This is a genomic window from Nonomuraea sp. NPDC049486 (assembly GCF_040676925.1).
GTDB classification, from domain to species: Bacteria; Actinomycetota; Actinomycetes; order Streptosporangiales; family Streptosporangiaceae; genus Nonomuraea; species Nonomuraea ferruginea.
Map to the genome: position 1 here is coordinate 503,538 of NZ_JBFAPV010000001.1, position 17,025 is coordinate 520,562.

The 17,025-nt window shown below is 72.6% G+C and carries 20 protein-coding genes; 8 read left to right on the forward strand and 12 right to left on the reverse strand.

Features of this window, described 5'->3' with window-relative positions; translation table 11 throughout:
- Nucleotide 1 precedes the first annotated feature (1 nt).
- The gene (locus tag AB0K05_RS02360; RefSeq protein ID WP_364225860.1) at nt 2–895 is read right to left on the reverse strand and encodes a LysR family transcriptional regulator; all 894 of its coding nucleotides are present in this window, start codon (nt 893–895) and stop codon (nt 2–4) included.
- Nucleotides 896–998: 103 nt separating this feature from the next.
- On the opposite strand from AB0K05_RS02360, the gene AB0K05_RS02365 reads away from it, so the two are divergent.
- Entirely contained in the window at nt 999–1,529 is a 531-nt protein-coding gene (locus AB0K05_RS02365; protein WP_364225863.1) for a cysteine dioxygenase family protein, read from the forward strand.
- Here the strand turns inward: AB0K05_RS02365 and AB0K05_RS02370 are convergent.
- A complete protein-coding gene (locus tag AB0K05_RS02370; protein WP_364226716.1) occupies nt 1,520–2,170 on the reverse strand; it encodes an alpha/beta hydrolase in 651 nt (216 codons plus the stop codon). The two genes, AB0K05_RS02365 and AB0K05_RS02370, sit on opposite strands and share 10 nt — an antisense overlap.
- Nucleotides 2,170–2,655, reverse strand: a complete 486-nt coding sequence (locus tag AB0K05_RS02375; RefSeq protein ID WP_364225866.1) for a pyridoxamine 5'-phosphate oxidase family protein — start codon at nt 2,653–2,655, stop codon at nt 2,170–2,172. Before AB0K05_RS02375 ends, AB0K05_RS02370 begins: the two co-directional genes overlap by 1 nt.
- 67 nt (nt 2,656–2,722) lie before the next feature.
- Here AB0K05_RS02375 and AB0K05_RS02380 point away from each other — a divergent pair, with 67 nt between their 5' ends.
- Both AB0K05_RS02380 and AB0K05_RS02385 read left to right on the forward strand, forming a co-directional pair.
- On the forward strand, nt 2,723–3,349 hold the full coding sequence (locus AB0K05_RS02380; protein ID WP_364225869.1) for a helix-turn-helix domain-containing protein: 627 nt from the start codon (nt 2,723–2,725) through the stop codon (nt 3,347–3,349).
- Nucleotides 3,350–3,387: 38 nt separating this feature from the next.
- Nucleotides 3,388–3,888, forward strand: coding sequence for a pyridoxamine 5'-phosphate oxidase family protein (locus AB0K05_RS02385; RefSeq protein WP_364225872.1), 501 nt, complete (start codon nt 3,388–3,390; stop codon nt 3,886–3,888).
- On the opposite strand, the gene AB0K05_RS02390 is transcribed toward AB0K05_RS02385, so the two are convergent.
- A complete protein-coding gene (locus AB0K05_RS02390) occupies nt 3,889–5,229 on the reverse strand; it encodes a M20/M25/M40 family metallo-hydrolase (RefSeq protein WP_148034138.1) in 1,341 nt (446 codons plus the stop codon).
- Nucleotides 5,230–5,462: 233 nt separating this feature from the next.
- On the opposite strand from AB0K05_RS02390, the gene AB0K05_RS02395 reads away from it, so the two are divergent.
- Together AB0K05_RS02395 and ald are read left to right on the forward strand one after the other, a co-directional pair.
- On the forward strand, nt 5,463–6,848 hold the full coding sequence (locus AB0K05_RS02395) for an aspartate aminotransferase family protein (protein WP_271279115.1): 1,386 nt from the start codon (nt 5,463–5,465) through the stop codon (nt 6,846–6,848).
- A 65-nt stretch (nt 6,849–6,913) separates the two neighbouring features.
- Nucleotides 6,914–8,029: an alanine dehydrogenase gene (gene ald / locus AB0K05_RS02400; RefSeq protein ID WP_364225877.1), complete on the forward strand. Its 1,116-nt coding sequence runs from the start codon at nt 6,914–6,916 to the stop codon at nt 8,027–8,029.
- Here ald and AB0K05_RS02405 read toward each other — a convergent pair.
- Together AB0K05_RS02405 and AB0K05_RS02410 are read right to left on the reverse strand one after the other, a co-directional pair.
- Nucleotides 8,026–9,453: a tetratricopeptide repeat protein gene (locus AB0K05_RS02405; RefSeq protein WP_271279113.1), complete on the reverse strand. Its 1,428-nt coding sequence runs from the start codon at nt 9,451–9,453 to the stop codon at nt 8,026–8,028. The genes ald and AB0K05_RS02405 overlap by 4 nt on opposite strands.
- 53 nt (nt 9,454–9,506) lie before the next feature.
- On the reverse strand, nt 9,507–10,373 hold the full coding sequence (locus tag AB0K05_RS02410) for a sulfite exporter TauE/SafE family protein (protein WP_271279112.1): 867 nt from the start codon (nt 10,371–10,373) through the stop codon (nt 9,507–9,509).
- Between the two features lie 135 nt (nt 10,374–10,508).
- On the opposite strand from AB0K05_RS02410, the gene AB0K05_RS02415 reads away from it, so the two are divergent.
- A complete protein-coding gene (locus AB0K05_RS02415) occupies nt 10,509–11,132 on the forward strand; it encodes a methyltransferase domain-containing protein (protein WP_271279111.1) in 624 nt (207 codons plus the stop codon).
- A gap of 4 nt (nt 11,133–11,136) precedes the next feature.
- Here the strand turns inward: AB0K05_RS02415 and AB0K05_RS02420 are convergent, their stop codons facing one another.
- The 5 genes from AB0K05_RS02420 to AB0K05_RS02440 all read right to left on the reverse strand — a co-directional run bounded on the left by AB0K05_RS02420 (nt 11,137) and on the right by AB0K05_RS02440 (nt 14,055).
- Nucleotides 11,137–11,508, reverse strand: coding sequence for a VOC family protein (locus AB0K05_RS02420; protein ID WP_271279110.1), 372 nt, complete (start codon nt 11,506–11,508; stop codon nt 11,137–11,139).
- Nucleotides 11,508–11,981 (reverse strand): Clp protease N-terminal domain-containing protein, encoded by a 474-nt coding sequence (locus AB0K05_RS02425; RefSeq protein WP_271279109.1) that lies wholly within the window; start codon nt 11,979–11,981, stop codon nt 11,508–11,510. Before AB0K05_RS02425 ends, AB0K05_RS02420 begins: the two co-directional genes overlap by 1 nt.
- 8 nt (nt 11,982–11,989) lie before the next feature.
- The gene (locus AB0K05_RS02430) at nt 11,990–12,187 is read right to left on the reverse strand and encodes a helix-turn-helix domain-containing protein (RefSeq protein WP_271279122.1); all 198 of its coding nucleotides are present in this window, start codon (nt 12,185–12,187) and stop codon (nt 11,990–11,992) included.
- Nucleotides 12,188–12,298: 111 nt separating this feature from the next.
- A complete protein-coding gene (locus AB0K05_RS02435; protein WP_148034132.1) occupies nt 12,299–12,946 on the reverse strand; it encodes a response regulator transcription factor in 648 nt (215 codons plus the stop codon).
- The gene (locus AB0K05_RS02440) at nt 12,943–14,055 is read right to left on the reverse strand and encodes a histidine kinase (RefSeq protein ID WP_364225884.1); all 1,113 of its coding nucleotides are present in this window, start codon (nt 14,053–14,055) and stop codon (nt 12,943–12,945) included. The genes AB0K05_RS02435 and AB0K05_RS02440 overlap by 4 nt, the downstream gene beginning before the upstream one ends.
- A 95-nt stretch (nt 14,056–14,150) precedes the next feature.
- Here AB0K05_RS02440 and ggt point away from each other — a divergent pair, with 95 nt between their 5' ends.
- Nucleotides 14,151–15,887: a gamma-glutamyltransferase gene (gene ggt / locus AB0K05_RS02445; RefSeq protein ID WP_364225887.1), complete on the forward strand. Its 1,737-nt coding sequence runs from the start codon at nt 14,151–14,153 to the stop codon at nt 15,885–15,887.
- Nucleotides 15,888–15,960: 73 nt separating this feature from the next.
- On the opposite strand, the gene AB0K05_RS02450 is transcribed toward ggt, so the two are convergent.
- Nucleotides 15,961–16,137: a hypothetical protein gene (locus tag AB0K05_RS02450; protein ID WP_187281371.1), complete on the reverse strand. Its 177-nt coding sequence runs from the start codon at nt 16,135–16,137 to the stop codon at nt 15,961–15,963.
- A gap of 104 nt (nt 16,138–16,241) precedes the next feature.
- Here AB0K05_RS02450 and AB0K05_RS02455 point away from each other — a divergent pair, with 104 nt between their 5' ends.
- A complete protein-coding gene (locus AB0K05_RS02455; protein ID WP_364225891.1) occupies nt 16,242–17,024 on the forward strand; it encodes an SURF1 family protein in 783 nt (260 codons plus the stop codon).
- The last annotated feature ends 1 nt before the right edge of the window (nt 17,025 follow it).

The window sequence follows — 17,025 nt, forward strand, 5'->3', positions numbered from 1 at the left end:
GTTAAAGGCTGTCGCGCAGGGCCGCGACCAGCACCTCGGTGGCCGACGGGTGCGGCGGGTGGCCGTAGACGGCGGCGAACACGTGCCGGGTGGAGCCCGGGACGCGGCGCGCGGTCACGTCCGGATGGCGGTGCGCGCGCAGCGCGAGCGCCGGCAGCACGGTGACGCCTATCCCGGCGGCCACCAGCGCCTGCACGGCCACGATGTCGTCGCTGGTGAACGAGATGCGCGGCTCGAACCCCGCCTTGTCGCACAGGTCGAACAGATGGCTCCGGCACCGGTCACACCCGGCGATCCACGCCGCGTCCGTGAAAGCCCCCAGATCGGCCTCATCGGACTCCGGCGAGCCGGCCTCCACGGACCCCGGCCCCGGGGTGATCAGGTAGCTCGGCTCGTCCCACAGGTGGATCAGCTGAAGCCCGGGAGCCTCCGGCGCCGTGTCGTCGTACCGGAACATGACCGCGACGTCCACCCGCCCGGCCCGCAGCAGCCGCAGCGCCTCGGGCGGCTCGGTCTCGGTGAGTTCGAGCCGCAGCCCCGGGTGCGACTTCCGCAGCAGGGCGGCCGCCTCGGGGATGAACGTGCCGAGCGCCGAGGGGAACGCCGCCAGCCGCACCCGCCCCGTCTGCAGCCCGACGTGCGCGGCCAGCTCCTCGGCGGCGGCGTCGAGCCGCCCGACGATGTCGCTCGCCCGCTCGGCCAGCAGCCTGCCGGCCTCGGTCAGCCGGATGCCGCGCCCGGCCCGCTGGATCAGCTTGGCGCCGGTCTCGGCCTCCAGCCGGGCGAGGTGGTGGCTGACGGACGGCTGCGCGTAGTGCAGCTCCCGGGCGGCCGCGGTGAGCGAGCCGGTACGGGCGACCGCGAGCAGGACGCGGAGCCGGGTGACATCCAGCATTCATCAATCGTATCTATAGGTCGGCTCGAATACTTCTGTTGGACCTATCGATAGTCGGCGCGAGACCGTAGGAAGAGGAAGCCGCACGACCTCGGGAGGATGCATGGACACCGTCACGACCGTACGGCCCGGCCTGGCCGAGCTGGTGGCGGGCGTCGGCGCGCTGACCGCGCGCCGCCTTCCCGCCCGCGACACCGCACTCGCCGTCGCGGACCTGATGCGCGACCGGCTGCCGAGCCTGGACATCCTGACCGCACAGGAGCGGCTGGGCTCGCCCGAGACGTACGTGTCATGGCCCCTGCACGCGCAGGACGACTTCTCGATCGTGGCCGTGGTCTGGCGCCCCGGCCAGAAGACCGCCATCCACGACCACATCTCGTGGTGCGCGTTCGCCGTGCTCAGCGGCAACGAGCACGAGACCCTCTACCGGGACGAGGGCGACCATCTGGTGGAGATCGGCCGCGCCGACAACCGGCCGGGCGACGTCAGCGGCTTCGCCCCGCCCGGCGACATCCACCTGGTGCGCAACACCAGCTCCGAGACGGGGGTGTCGATCCACGTGTACGGGGCCGACATCGGCAGGCTGGGCAGCAGCGTCCGCCGCGTGTACGAGCTGCCGGTCGTTCAGAGGTAGCCGGCGAGCCGGTCGGCCAGTTCCTCCGGCCGCGACAGCATGACGCTGTGGCTGCCGCCGATCTCGTCCGGTTCGATGCCCAGCCGCTCGCGCACCATCGGCCGGACGAACTCGGGCGGGAACCACCGGTCGTCGCGGCAGAGCAGGTAGCGGGTCGGCACGTCCGGCCACTTGTCCAGCGGCCACGGCTCCACGAGCGCCTTCTCGGCGTGCCCCCGCCCGTGCCGCAGCGCCTCGGCCGCGAGGTCGGCGGGCACGTCGTGCATGAACAGCGCGACCGGGTCGTCGATGTCCTTGTCGCCGAAACCGCTGTTCGCCCACCAGTCGGCGGGCGGCTCACCGGGCGCCGGCACCATGCCCGCCAGCAGCACCAGCAGGTCGGCCTTCGCCCGGTCGCAGACGATCGGGGCGACGAACCCGCCCCATGAGTGCGCCACGACGACGAGGCCGTCCAGGTGCCCGACGGCCTTCCGCACCTCGGCGATCACATGGTCGGCGTGGTCGGTGAGCCCGGCGTCCGGATCGTCCAGCGGCAGGTCCACGGCCACCGTGCGGTGCCCCCGCCCGCGCAGGCAGGTCTCCAGCGGGCGCCACGGCCAGGAGGTGCCGCCGCCCCCGTGGATCAGCGCGAACGTCGCCATCACGCCCCCGAGGGCATCTGGCCGGGCAGGCGGGTCTGGAAGTCCAGCACCCCGGCCCACGCAGGCCGGACGGCGATGCGGGCCATGCGGACTCCCGGCCGGTCGGCCTCGGCCACGTTCCTGGCCCCCTGCTCGGGGCCCGCGTAGCGGTGGTGGGCGAGCGCGTACTCCGGCACGATGCCGTCGACGTCGGTCACCTCGGCCCGGCCGCGGATGAGCAGCACCTCCGGCGGGGTGGCCGAGGTGTCGATGGTGATGGCGACCTCGGGCCTGGCCCGCAGCGCCTTGATCTTGACCGCGCCGGCGAACGTGGCCATGACGACTTCCTCGCCGTTCCAGTGGAACAGCGTCGGGTAGACGCGTGGTGTCCCGTCGGCGGCGACGTAAGCCACCCGGGCGAGTTCCTTCGAGACGAGCAGCCTGCGTGCGGTCGGATGCTCCAATAGCCGGACATCTCCCTGTGGAAGGGTGTCCAGAGCGTTCATGTCATGGCTCCAATCACGTGTTGGTCCTAAACTAGGACTAACACGTACGAATTCGCAAGGATTTTCGATGCGAACCTACGACGACCCCTGCGGCGTCGCCCGTGCCCTCGACCACGTCGGGGAGCGGTGGGCGCTGCTGATCGTGCGCGAGCTGCTGCTGGGCCCCAAACGCTTCACCGACCTGCGCGCCGGCCTGCCCGGCGCGAGCCAGAACGTGCTCTCCCAGCGGCTGCGCGAGCTGGAGGAGTCGGGCGTGCTGCGCCGCCGCAAGCTGCCGCCGCCCGCCGCGAGCCGGGTGTACGAGCTGACGGAACGGGGGAGCGAGCTGGAGCCGGTGGTGCTGGCCCTGGCCCAGTGGGGCAGCCGGATGCCGCTCACCTCGACCGGGCCGCTGAGCGTCGACGCGCTCCTGTACGCCCTGAAGTCGACGTTCGACCCCGGGGCGGCGGACGGCTTCGAGGGCAGCGTCGAGCTGCGGCTCGGCGAGGAGAGCATCCTGGCGACGGTCTCGGCGGGGCAGCTCACCTTCGCCAGGGACGGCGCGGGAGGAGACGCCGTGCTGCGCGCCGACGCCGAGACGATCAGGAGCGTGGTGTTCGCCGGCCGGAACCTGGAAGAGTCCGAGGTGGAGGGGGACCGGCAGGTGGCCGAGCGGTTCGTCACCCTCTTCCCGCGCCCGCCGATGAGTTCCTGACGTCCGCCGGGTCCACTCCTTGCGAAGGAGGAACCACCATGAGACCGATCACCGAGCTCGACCCCCGCTTCAGCGCCGGCGGCGCCGCCGCCACCACCTGGGAGGAGGCCGCCGAGCTGCTGGAACGCGCCGAGGTCTGGTGGCTGTCGACCGTACGCCGCGACGGCCGCCCGCACGTCACGCCCTTGCTGGCCGTCTGGCAGGACGGCGCGCTCCACTTCTGCACCGGCCCGGAGGAGCAGAAGGCCAGAAACCTGGAAGCCAACCGGCAGGTCGCGCTCACCACCGGCGCCAACACTCTAAGACAGGGCCTGGACCTGGTCGTGGAGGGCGTCGCCGAGCAGGTCACCGACGAGGGCGGGCTGAAGGCGCTGGCGGACGCCTGGGAGGCGAAGTACGGCCCCGACTGGCACTTCGACGTCCACGACGGGGCCTTCCACAACAGCGCAGGCGGGCGGGCCCTGGTGTTCGAGGTCGCCCCCGCGCGAGCCTTCGGCTTCCGCAAGGGCGACTACGCGCAGACCCGCTGGCGCTTCTGACTACGGCTGCGCCAGCTCCTGCAGGAAGAGCGCCTCGGTGGTCACCACCCGGCGCAGCTCCTCCAGGTCGACCCGCTCGTTCGGCGCGTGGCAGGCGGCGTCCTCGTCCTCGGCGCCGAACAGCAGGATCTCCGCCGCGGGGAACTGCTTGAGCAGCGTGTTGACCAGCGGGATCGAGCCGCCCGCCCCCACGTCGCGCGGCGGCCTGCCGAAGGCCCGCTCCATCGCCCTGTTGAGCGCGGCGCGCGCCGTGCCGCCCGAGTCGGCCTGGAAGCCCGAGCCGACCGTGAGGTCGCCGAACGACACCCGCACGCCCCACGGCGCCACCTGCTGCAGGAACTCCACCACCGCGTTGACCGTGGTCTTCGGGTCGCCCGCCGGCGGCACCCGCACCGTCACCCTGGCCCGCGCCACCGGCTGCACGGCGTTGACCGCACCCGAGACCGACGGCACGTCGAGCCCGGTCACGGTGATCGCGTACGAGGCCCACAGCCGGTCGGCCAGCGAGCCGGAGCCGACCAGGGACACGCCGTCGGCCACGCCCGCGGTCTTGCGGAACTCCTCCTCCGTCGGCCCCTGACCCAGGAAGCTGCCGCGGGGCAGGCCGGGCACCCGGACGTCGCCGTTCTCGTCGTGCAGCGCGGCGCACATGCGCATCAGCGCCGCCAGCGCGTCGGGCGCGGCGCCGCCGAACGAGCCGCTGTGGAGCGGCTCGCGGAGCGTGCGCACCTCCATGGTGAAGGCCGCCATGCCGCGCAGCGAGGTCGTCACCGCCGGGTCGCCGACGCGCGGGTTGCCGGTGTCGGCCACCACCACCGCGTCGGCCCTCAGCAGGTCGGGGTTGCGCTCGACGAACGCCTCCAGCCGCTCGCCGGCGTATTCCTCCTGGCCCTCGATGATGACCTTGACGCCGACCGGGAAGCGGCCCTGGAAGACGCGGAGCGCGGCGACGTGCGACATGACGCCGGACTTGTCGTCGGCCACGCCGCGACCGTACAGCTTGCCGTCGATCAGCGTGGGCTCGAACGGCGGCGTGCGCCAGGAGGCCGGGTCGCCCGCGGGCTGCACGTCGTAGTGGGCGTACAGCAGGACGGTCGGCGCGCCGGGCGGCGCGGGAGCCTCGGCGAACACGGCGGGGAAGCTGTTGTCGACCGGGACGCGCTGCACGCGCGGCAGGCCGGTGCTGCGCAGCAGCTCCTCCACCGCCGCCGCGGCGGCGTGCACGGGCTCCTCGGGGTGGCCGGGGAAGGCGACCGACGGGATGGCGGCCAGCCGCTTGAGCTCCTCGACGGTCTGCGGCATCGCAGCCGCAACGGCGCTCTCGATCTGCTCAGGAGTCACGGGACGGTCCCCCGGGGGTCTTCTCGATGGTCGGGCGTTCCATTGGATCACACCACCGCTCACAGCAGGTGAAAGGGTGTGACCACTGCGCCAGGGTACCTGCGGATTTCGTAGTTGTTACCGAAAAGTTCTGCGGATCTCGGTTCACGTCACTGGAGTAGCGACGCAATCCCTTGGCAAAGTGGCTGGTGAGGTTGCACACTGGTGTGCAGATCGAACGAGGGAAGATACACATGACGCAGCCGGAACACGACGTCCTGAAGGCCGCGCAGGACAACCTGTGGTTGCACTTCACCAGGCACAGCTCCTACCAGAAGTCCGAGGTGCCCACCATCGTCCGCGGTGAGGGCTCCTACATCTACGACATCCACGGCAAGCGCTACCTCGACGGTCTGGCGGGGCTCTTCGTCGTCCAGGTGGGCCACGGACGCGGCGAGCTGGCCGAGGCCGCCGCCAAGCAGGCGCAGGAGCTGGCGTTCTTCCCGCTCTGGTCGTACGCGCACCCCAAGGCCGCGGAGCTGGCCCAGCGCCTGGCGAGCCTGACGCCCGGCGACCTCAACCGCGTGTTCTTCACCACCAGCGGCAGCGAGGCCGTCGAGAGCGCGTGGAAGCTCGCCAAGCAGTACTACAAGCTCATCGGCAAGCCGCTCAAGCACAAGGTCATCAGCCGCCAGATCGCCTACCACGGCACCACGCAGGGCGCCCTGTCGATCACCGGCATCCCGGCGTTCAAGCAGATGTTCGAGCCGCTCGTGCCCGGTTCCGTGCGGGTGCCGAACACCAACCACTACCGCGCCGACGAGACCACCGGCGTCCCCGGCATGACGCCCGAGGAGTACGGCTACTGGGCGGCCGAGCGGGTGGCCCGCGCCATCGAGATGGAGGGCCCCGACACGGTGGCCGCCGTCTTCGCCGAGCCGGTGCAGAACGCCGGCGGCTGCTTCCCGCCGCCGCCCGGCTACTGGCAGCGGCTGCGCGAGATCTGCGACGAGTACGACGTGCTGCTCGTCTCCGACGAGGTCATCTGCGCCTTCGGCCGCCTCGGCACCATGTTCGGCGGCGAGAAGTTCGACTACGTCCCCGACATCATCACCTGCGCCAAGGGCATGACCAGCGGCTACTCGCCGATCGGCGCGATGATCGCGCACGACCGCCTGTTCGAGCCGTTCAAGAACGGCGACGAGATCTTCGCCCACGGCTACACCTTCGGCGGCCACCCCGTCTCGGCCGCCGTGGCGCTGGCCAACCTCGACATCTTCGAGCGCGAGGACCTGCTCGGCCACGTCACCAGGAACGAGCCGCTGTTCAGGGCTACGCTGGAGGGCCTGAAGGACGACCTGCCCATCGTCGGAGACGTGCGCGGCTCCGGCTACTTCTGGGGCATCGAGCTGGTCAAGGACCGTGACACCAAGGAGACGTTCAACGCCGAGGAGTCCGAGCGGCTGCTGCGCGGGTTCCTGTCGCAGGCGCTGTTCGACGCCGGCCTCTACTGCCGGGCCGACGACCGCGGCGACCCCGTCATCCAGCTCGCGCCGCCGTTGATCGCCGGGCCGCAGGAGTTCGAGGAGATCGGCGGAATTCTTCGAAGTGTGCTGAAGGAGGCGTGGGCGCGCCTCTGAACGACAAAATATCCGGTACGGGATCCCGTACCGGATATTTTTTTCTCCGAAAGGACAGACAGCCCATGAAGATCGGCGTACCTGCCGAGGTCAAGAACCACGAATACCGCGTCGCCGCCACCCCGGCCGGGGTGCACGAGCTGGTCGAGCGCGGCCATGACGTGACCGTCCAGCGCGGCGCGGGCGAGGGCTCGCACATCACCGACGAGGAGTATCTCGCCGCCGGAGCGAAGATCCGCGACAGCGCCGACCAGGTGTGGGCCGAGGCCGACCTGGTGCTCAAGGTCAAGGAGCCGATCGCCGAGGAGTACCACCGGCTGCGCGAGGGCCTGGTGATCTTCACCTACCTGCACCTCGCCGCCTCACGGCCGTGCACCGACGCGCTGCTGGCCGCCCGCACCACCGCCATCGCGTACGAGACCGTGCAGGTCAACGGGGCGCTGCCGCTGCTCGCGCCCATGTCGGAGGTGGCGGGCAGGCTGGCGCCGCAGGTGGGCGCGTACAACCTGATGCGGTTCAACGACGGCCGCGGCGTGCTGCCCGGCGGCGTGCCGGGCGTGGCCCCCGCGAAGATCGCCGTCATCGGCGGCGGCGTCTCCGGGCTGAACGCCGCGCAGATCGCCGTCGGCATGGGCGCGGACGTCACCGTGCTCGACACCAACGTCGACCGGCTGCGCTTCATCGATGCCGTCTACCAGGGCAGGCTCAAGACGCTGGTGTCGACCGCGTACGCGATCGAGCGGGAGGTCCTGGCCGCCGACCTGGTCATCGGCGCGGTGCTCATCCCCGGCGCGAAGGCCCCGACGCTGGTCACCAACGAACTGGTCGCCCGCATGAAGCCGGGCTCGGTGCTCGTCGACATCGCCATCGACCAGGGCGGCTGCTTCGCAGACTCGCGGCCGACCACGCACGCCGAGCCCACCTACCGGGTGCACGACTCGGTCTTCTACTGCGTGGCCAACATGCCGGGCTCGGTGCCCAACACCTCGACCTACGCGCTCACCAACGCCACGCTCCCGTACGCGCTCAAGCTGGCCGACCTGGGCTGGAAGGACGCGCTCAAGGAGGACGCGGGCCTCGCGGGCGGCCTCAACACCCACGACGGCGCCCTCACCAACGAGCCCGTCGCCCAGGCACTCCACCTGCCGCACACCAAAGTCGCCGACGTCCTGGCGGCCTAGAACCCGGGCATGCGGGCGTCGGCGCCGTCACGAGCGGCGCCGGACAGGCCGAGCCTGCCGCGCAGCTCGCGCGCCGTCGACAGCACGTGGGCGACCTCCACCGGGCTGGGCCACGGGGCGCTGCCCGGGCGCAGCAGCGTGCCGCGCACCGACGCGAGGTGCTCGACCGCGCTCGCGTGCAGCCCGCTCCGCGCCACCAGCCAGGCGATCACCTCGCCGTGGTCGAGCAGCGGCCTCGTCACCAGGTCCCAGGTGCCGAGGATCTCGTTCAGCTCCGCCACCTCAAGGGCCACGCCGCCACGGCGATCGGTCGCCAGCGCCGCCAGCTCGGCCCTGGCGGCCAGCTCCGGCTCGGCCGTCCGGTCCCAGACGGGCGGCGGCGGGTCGGTCAGCCACTCCTCGGCCTCGGCGCCCCGGCCCGCCGCCGACAGCAGCCCGGCCAGCTCCAGCGCCGCCTGGTGGTGGCCGGCCAGCGCCGCCTGCCGGAACCAGTGGCGGCCGCCCTTCAGGTCGCCGAACTCGGCGATCAGCAGCAGCCCGAAGTTGAACGCCGACTCCGGGTCTCCGGCCGCCGCGCCCCTGCCGAACCAGTGGCTGGCGCCCTTCGCGTCGCCCAGCTCCACGCAGACGAACCCGGCCATCCGCTGGCCCTCCAGCCGACCCGCGTACGCCGCCTGCTCGTACCAGCCCCTGGCGGTGCGCAGGTCGCGGCGCGACAGCGCGATGGCGCCGAGCTGGACCGCCGCGCCGGGATGCTCGCTCTTGGCGGCCAGCCGGTAGTAGGCCTCGGCGCCCTCCGGATCGCGCCCGGCCTGCAGGAGCAGGCCCAGGCAGTAGGCCGCGCCGGCATGACCGGCCCGGCAGGCGGTCTCCCACCAGCGCACGGTCTCGGCGTCCTCGCCCGCCGAGTAGGCCAGGAAACCCAGGTCGTGCGCCGACGCGGCGTCGCCGCCCGCCGCCGCCTGCCGGTGCCAGTCACGCGCCGCCACGAGCTCGCCGGTGTCTTCGCAGATCAGCGCCAGCCTGCGCGCCGCCGTCCGGCTGCCCGCCTGGGCCGCGCGCTCGAACCAGATCCTGGCCCTGCCGGGGTCGCCGCGCTGCTCCTGCAGCAGCGTCGCCAGGTTGACCGCCGCCTCGGCGTCACCCGCCGCCGCCGCGCGTTCGTACCAGCCGAGCGCCTCGTCGAGCGTGCCGTGCTTCTCGTGCCACAGGCCCAGGTTGTAGGCGCTGTCGACGTTCCCGGCCCCGGCCGCGGACTCCCACCAGTGGCGGGCCGCGCCGCGGTCGCCGCGCTGGGCGTAGAGCCTGCCGAGCCGGTGCGCGGCCTGGGCGTCGCCCCGCTGCGCGGCCATCAGCAGCTCCGCCTCGTCACCCACGCGCGGCGCCGGGACGGCCGGCCTCGTCGCATCACCTTGCCAGAGCATGCCAGAAGGGTGGCATGTGATCGCCCGATTGCGAACCGTAATCGCCGAGCGCCTCAGGAGAACTTGATTATCCCGGTGAACATGCCCATGCCGCAGGCGTAGCGGAGCGTGCCCGGCGGCTGTGGCGGCAGCCGCACGGTCGCGGGCAGCGCCAGGTCCCGCCCGGCGAACGCCACGGTCTCCGTGCAGCCCCGGTCGACCAGCTTGAACACCACCTCGACCGGCACCCCGGCGGGCGCCTCCACCGCCGCCGGACGGTAGCCGTCGCGCAGCGCCCAGATGGTCACGACAGGGCTCCGCGTGCCGGTCGTGGTCGCGGTGGCGGGCAGCCAGCCCCCGAGGTTGACGCCCGTGCCGACCGTCCACAGCCCCGCCGCGACGGCCAGCACCGCCGCCGCCCTCGCCAGTCTCGTACGGGTGACGCGCCGCAGCAGCCAGCCCAGCAGCGCCAGCGCGGGCGCGGTGCCGAGGACGAACCCGGCCATCACCGCGGCCCCCGACAGCGCCGAGCCGCTGGTGATCGCGACCAGCTCCATGCCGATCGTCACCCCGCACGGCACCAGGATCGTGGCGGCCCCGAGCAGCGGCGGGCCCAGCCCGCCGAACGCGCGGCGCGGCGGCTGGCAACCGGGGCGGCGGTAGAGCCTGACCGCGAACGCGATCACCATGAGGCCCGCCGCCACCAGCAGCACCGCCCGCGCCTGCGGCGGCGGCTTCACCGCCGAGCCCGCGAGCCCGAGCAGCGCGCCCGCCGCCGTGTAGGACAGCAGCCGGCCCGTCAGGAACCACCCCAGCACCACCCGGTCGCGCTCCCCGGTCAGCCCGACGAGCAGGCCCCCCTGCACGGCCGTGCACGACGCGGTCCCCGCCACCAGACCGGCGACGAGACCACTGCCGAACAGGGCCGCCGCCTGCATCATCGTCCCCTCCGCCGAAGGTCTCCTCCGAACGTAACGGCCCTGGCCCGGACGCGGCCAGTGACAGTTCTTTCACCCTCCGTGCCGTTTACCTCCTTTGCTTCCGTTCGCCGTCCCGTACGCCCGAGGATGTGCGTCATGGACTGGCAGACCTGGCACGACGCGTACGACCTCCCCGGTTCGTGGCTGGCGCGGCGGCTGCGGGCCGTCCAGGAGCGGGTCGGGGCGGCGCTGGACGCCTGCGCCCCCGGCCCGGTGAAGGCGATCAGCCTGTGCGCCGGCCAGGGCCGTGACGTCCTCGGCGTGCTGGCCGGTCATCCCCGCCGTGCCGACGTACGGGCGCGCCTGGTGGAGCTGGATCCGGGCAACGCCGCGATCGCCCGGCGGGCGGCCGCGGCGGCGGGCCTGGACCAGGTCGAGGTGGTGACGGCCGACGCCGCCCGCACCGACTGCTACGAGGGCATGGCGCCCGCCGATCTGGTGCTCGCCTGCGGGCTGTTCGGCAACCTCACCGACGAGGACGTCCGGCGCACCGTCGGCTACTGCGCGCGGCTCTGCGCCACCGGCGGCACCGTCATCTGGACCCGGCACCGCACCCCGCCCGACCTGGTGCCGCTGATCTGTGAGTGGTTCGGCGAGCGCGGCTTCGAGCTCTCGTGGCTGTCGGACCCGGAGGCGGGGTTCGGCGTGGGCGCGCACCGCTTCACAGGGCGCCCCGAGCCTCTGGTGCCGGGCGAGCGCATGTTCACCTTCGGGCCGTGAGGGTTCAGAAGACGCAGAACTCGTTGCCCTCGGGGTCGGCCAGCACCGTCCACTCCTCGCGCCGGTCCAGCACGGTCGCCCCGAGCCCGGCGAGCCTTTCGGCCTCGGCCTCCCGGTCCTCGGCCTGAAGGTCGAGATGGAGGCGGTTCTTGCCCGCCTTGCGCTCCGGGACCCGCTGGAACCACAGCCGCGGAGGCCCGCCCTCCACCAGGACCGTGGGGTCGTCCTCGGGGTCGTCGATCCCCTGGGCGCGCAGCCTGGCCAGCTCGGCGTCGTCGTACGGAGCCACCTCGTAGCCGTCGAGCGCGGCGGCCCAGAACCGGGCGAGCGAGGCGGGGTGCGCGCAGTCGACCACCACGTCACGCAGTCCGGCCATCAGGCGGCCCGCTCCAGCCGGGAGCGGACGGCGGCGCGGTCGACGCCGAGGTGGTCGATCAGCTCCGCCACCGGGTCCGGGTGGCGCTGGTCGAGGAGCGCGAGCAGGAGGGCGCTCGGCCCGGTGCGGTCCCTGGTCTTGCGGGACGTGGCCTTGACGGCCTGGTTGATGACGGCGCGGGCGCTCGACGTCAGCGCGGTGCCCGGCAGCGACGGGTGCCTGCGCGGCCTGGCGTCCGCCACGGAACCGGGGTCGACGCCGATGGCCCGCAGCGCCGCCCGGTCCAGCTCGTCCAGCGCTGCCCTGGCCGCCTCCGCTCGGACCCCGAACGCGCCGGCCGGCGGCCCCGACGGGTCGCGCAGCACGCCGAGCAGCAGGTGCTCGGTGCCCATCCGCCGGTCGCCGCGCCGCCTGGCCTCTTCCATGGCGGCCTTGACGGCCACCGCGAACGGGCTCTTCTCCATGCCGAACATGCCTGGCCTCACTTCCCGTACTTGGCGTGCACCGACTGGCGTGACATGCCGAGCGCGTCGCCGATCTGCTCCCACGTCCAGCCCTGCTCGCGGGCGAGCGCCACGGAGACGGCCTCGACCTGCTCGGCGAGGCGGTGCAGGGCGCCGACGGCCCTCAGCCCTACGGCGGGGTCGTTGGACCTGATGCGCTCAGAGAGTTCTCCCATGTCCACGCTGTCAGGCTAGGCTGACAATCAAGTGGCTGTCAACCTAGCCTGACGAAAACCCGTCCGACCTGGTGCCGCTGATCCGCGGCTGGTTCGAGGAGCGCGACCGGGTCACAGCCAGCCCGGTTTCACCAGGCCGGACTCGTACGCGATCACCACCAGCTGCGCCCGATCCCGGGCGTGCAGCTTCATCATCGCCCGGCTCACATGCGTCTTGGCCGTGGCCGGGGACATGAACAGCTTCGCCGCGATCTCGTCGTTGGTCATGCCGCCGCCGACCAGGGTGAGCACCTCGCGCTCGCGGTCGGTGAGCTGGTCCAGGTTCTCGGCGGCCAGCGGTTCCTTGGCGCGCGACGCGTACTCGGCGATCAGGCGGCGGGTCACGCTCGGCGACAGGAGCGCCTCGCCGGCCGCGACCACCCGCACCGCCTGGATGAGCTCGGCCGGCTCGGTGTCCTTGACCAGGAACCCGCTGGCCCCGCCGCGCAACGCCTCGAAGACGTACTCGTCCAGCTCGAACGTGGTCAGGATGATGATGTGCGGCCCCTCCGGCATCTGCCGGGTGGCGGTGAGCCCGTCCATGCCCGGCATGCGGATGTCCATGAGCACCACGTCGGGCCCGTGCTCGCGGGCCAGCCGGATGGCCTCCGCGCCGTCGGCGGCCTCGGCGACCACGCCCATGTCGGGCTGGGCGTCGAGCAGGGCCTTGAAGCCCGCCCGCACCAGCGCCTGGTCGTCGGCGAGCAACACCTTGATCATGCTTTCTCCTCGGGAAGGGGCAGGCGGGCCGCGACCCGGAAGCCGCGGCCTGATGGACCGGCCACCAGCGTCCCGCCCAGCGCGACGGCGCGCTCGCGCATGCCGGGGATGCCGTTGCCGCTGCCCTCTCCGGCCAGCACGGGGGGTGTGGTGGAGCCGCCGTCGGTGACTTCGATGACCAGCTCGCGGGCCCCGTACGCGAGCAGGACCGTCACCGCCGCGCCGGGGGCGTGCCTGGCGGCGTTGGTGAGCGACTCCTGGACGATCCGGTAGGCGGCCCGCTCGACCTGCGGCGGCAGCGCGCGCGAGCCGGCGCGTTCCAGCGTCACGTCCAGGCCGGAGCGCTCGAGCAGCTCGTCGAGGCGGTCCAGCCCGGCGGTGGGGGAGCGGGGGGCGCCGTCGCGCAGCACGTTCAGCACCGAGCGCATCTCGCCGAGCACCTCCTTGGAGGCGGTCTTGATCGTGGCCAGCGCGGTGCGTGCCTGCTGGGGGTTGTCGTCGATGAGGTGCAGCGCGGTCGAGGCCTGCACGTGGATGAGCGAGATGTTGTGCGCCAGCACGTCGTGCAGCTCCTGCGCCATGGTCAGCCGCTCCTCGCTGGCCTGCCGCCTGTTCTCCTCCTCGGCCGCCCGCTGCTGCTGGGCGCGCCGCTCCCTGACGATCCTGGTCAGCTCCGCCACCACCATGAGGAGCAGGACGAACGCGGTCACCGCCAGGTCGTGGAAGAGCCCCGTCGGCTCGCCCGACCGGATGTAGCCGTAGGTGATGAAGACCACGATGGTCACCCCGGCCATCACCCACGCCTTGACCCGCTGCCCCAGGGTGACGAGGGAGAACAGCAGGATGATCGGCGACAGGTAGACGGGCCCGTACGGGTATCCGGACCAGGTGTAGGCGTAGGTGGCCGCGAGCGCGACGACGGAGGTCCCGACCGGATAGCGCCGCCGGAGCAGCACGCCCACCGGCCCCACCAGCAGCAGCGCGACCGCCAGCCAGTCCAGCGGCTCGCGGAAGTCGCGCTGCCCCCAGTACGCGCCGTACGAGAGCACGAGCTGGGCGGCCGCCACCACCAGCGCGTTGTACGGGTCCAGCACTGACTTCTTGCGCACGGCCACCACGCTAGGCCCGGGTGCCGGCCGGCGCATCCCCCGGGTGTCGCAGGGGGCCCTACCGCCCGGGGCGTACCTAGGTCATCGTGGAGTCCATGCGCCACGTGATCGTTCCCGCAGCAGCAGTCCTCGTCACCCTGGCCCCCGCCGCGCCGGCGGTGGCCGGACCACATCACCAACCGCAGAAGGTCCCGGTCGCCGAGGGGTACGGAGGCGCGGTCGCGACCGTCGACCTCGACGCCTCCAAGGCGGCCGTCGACGTGCTCAAGAGAGGCGGCAACGCCGTCGACGCCGCCGTGGCCGCCGGCGCGGTGCTGGGCGTCACCGAGCCCTACTCCGCCGGTCTGGCCGGCGGCGGCTTCATCGTCTACTACGACGCCCAGCGCCGGAAGGTGCACACCATCGACGGCCGCGAGGCCGCGCCCCGGGCCATGACGGCCACCTCGCTGGAGGGCATCCCCTTCGAGGAGGCGGTCACCAGCGGCCTGTCGGCGGGCGTGCCGGGCGCGGTCGCGCAGTGGGACCTGGCCTTACGCCGGTTCGGCACGATGTCGCTGAAGCAGGCGCTCCAACCGGCCGTCACGGTCGCGTCCAGGGGATTCGTGGTCGACCAGACGTTCCACGACCAGACCGCGCAGAACGCCGCCCGCTTCAAGGACTTCACCTCCACGGCGAAGCTCTACCTGCCGAACGGCGCGCCGCCGCCCGTCGGCTCCGTCTTCAGGAACCCCGAGCTGGCCGCCACCTACCGCGAGCTGGGCCGGCGCGGCACCGGCTGGCTGTACGGGGGAGAGCTCGGCAAGGAGGTCGTGGCCACGGTCAAGCGCCCGCCGGTCGCCCCCGGAGCCACCAGGAACGTCAGGCCCGGCCTGATGGAACTGCGCGACCTGCGCGACTACCGCGCGCTGCTGCGCGAGCCGACCAGGTCCGGCTACAAGGGCCTGACGGTGTACGGCATGGCGCCGCCGTCGTCGGGCGGCTCGACCGTGGGGGAGGCGCTCAACATCCTCGACGCGCTGCCCGAAACCGGGGTGCACGAGTATCTGGAGGCGTCCAGGCTGGCCTTCGCCGACCGCAACGCCTACGTCGGCGACGTGCCTGGCGTGCCGCTGAAGGAGCTGCTGTCCGACGGCTTCGCCAAGGAACGCGCCTGCCTGGTCGGCGACCGCGCCATCGCGCACCCGGCCGCTCCCGGCAGCCCCGACGGCTCGTACGAGACCTGCCCGGCGCCGCAGGGCACCGCCGCGGAGACCACGGCCGAGGGCCCGGAGACCACGCACCTGGTGGTGGCCGACCGGTGGGGCAACGTGGTCGCGTACAACCTGACGATCGAGTCCACCGGAGGCAACGGCATCGTGGTGCCGGGCCGCGGCTTCCTGCTCAACAACGAGCTGACCGACTTCACCTTCGGCCCGGCGCCGGGCGACCCGAACCTGCCCGCCCCCGGCAAGCGGCCGCGCTCGTCGATGGCGCCGACGCTGGTGTTCGACCACGGCAGGCCGGTGATGGCGCTCGGCTCTCCGGGCGGTTCCACGATCATCACGACCGTGCTGCAGATCCTGGTCAACCGGTACGAGTTCGGCATGTCGCTGCCCGAGGCGCTGGCCGCGCCCAGGGCGACGCAGCGCAACACCGCGCAGACGCAGGCCGAGCAGGGCTTCCTCGACCGCTACGAGCAGGAGCTGGAGGCCAGGGGCCACGACCTGGTGCTGAACCCGGAGATCGGCGCGGCCACCGCGCTGGAGTTCCTCCGCGGGGACCGCGTCCAGGCGGTCGCCGAGCCGTCCAGGCGCGGCGGCGGCAGCGCTCTCGTGGTGCGTCAGCGCCGCTGATCAGAGGGCCCGGGGCATGACGAAAACCCGCCACGGTCCGTGGCGGGTGGCCCCCCGTGACGTGAAGGGAGGTCTACCGCAGCAGGAGGAACGCCGCCACACCGATGACGGCGACGACGACGACCACCGCGATGATCGGCAGAACCGGCGACTTCTTGGCAGCGGAGGCGGCAGACTCCTGCTCGGACCGCTGCGCGAACGCGCGGAACTGCTGGGTGTTGCCCGCGGGATCGATATGCTGGTCAGACATGGCCAGCAGCCTAGCGTGATCGCCTGCCGCATTTGCGCGTTTTATCGCCTTCCCTGCGGCGGGCTGATTACGAGACCGGTCACGTGGGCGGATACTTTTAATCCATGCTCAAGACCCTGCTCTCGCCGCGCCTGCTTGGGCTGCACCTGCTCACGATCGGGGTCGTGATCGCGTTCATCATGCTGGGCCGCTGGCAGCTCGGCGTGTTCGAGGACTCGGGGCGGCCGATGATGACCACCGACCCCGCCCCGGTCCCCGTCACGGAGCTGGCCCCCCTCGGCGCGCAGATGCAGGGCACCGCCGTCGCCCGCAAGGTCACCGTCGAAGGCGTCTACGAAGCCGGCCGCCAGCTCCTGGTCGCCGACCGGCGGCCCGACGTCGACGCGCCCGGCGGCAAGGTCTCGCGCGACCACGGCTACTGGGTGCTGACCCCGATCAGGCTCGACGACGGCACGCTGATGCCGGTGGTGCGCGGCTGGGTGGCCGACGCCGCCGACCCCGCGGCCACGGCCGTGCCGGCGGGCCGGATGAGCGTGCCGGGCCGGCTGCGCCCGCAGCAGGGCAGCGACACCGTCCAGCGCAGGCAGGAAGGGCTGCCCCCCGGCCAGGTGCAGACGGTGGCGACCGGCGAGCTGGTCAACCTGTGGCAGGGCGAGCGGGTGCGCAACGGCTACGTCGTGGCCGAGCCGCCCTCAGGCGCGCTCACCCAGGTCGCCTCGCCGCCGCCGATGGCCGGCGGCGAAGTCACCTGGCGCAACCTCGCCTACGCCGCCAACTGGTGGATCTTCGCGGGGTTCGCCGTGTTCATGTGGTTCCACTTCGTACGCGACGCCGTACGAGCGGATCGGGACCGTGAAGAGTCCCCCGAAATGGTTCTGGAAGGTTAAC